Below are 269 nucleotides of genomic sequence, written 5' to 3' on the forward strand. Positions count from 1 at the left end.
GTTCAGCGCGATCACCGTAGGCGGCGCTGCCCGCGAGGGCGACTATCGCCTCGTCGTCATCGAGCCCGTCGGCAACGCCGGCGCGTTCACGCTCGAGGATCCTGCCGGGGTCACGATCGGCCATGGCACGATCGGCGCCGCTTTCTCTGCCGGCGGCCTCTCGTTCACCCTGGCGGACGGCGCGACCGACTTCGCCGCGGGCGACTGCTTCGTCATCTCGGTCACCGGCACGGTGAAGTACGTGCCGTACGATCCGACGTCGACGAGCG

1 protein-coding gene is annotated in these 269 nt (G+C 69.9%); it reads left to right on the top strand.

What is annotated here, in order from left to right; all coding sequences use genetic code 11:
- Positions 1 to 269: hypothetical protein (locus QRT08_RS18455; RefSeq protein WP_286047460.1), on the top strand; the 269-nt coding region annotated here is incomplete at both ends.

Origin of the sequence: Halalkalicoccus sp. NIPERK01 (assembly GCF_030287405.1) — an archaeon.
In the GTDB taxonomy this organism is placed as follows: Archaea; Halobacteriota; Halobacteria; order Halobacteriales; family Halalkalicoccaceae; genus Halalkalicoccus.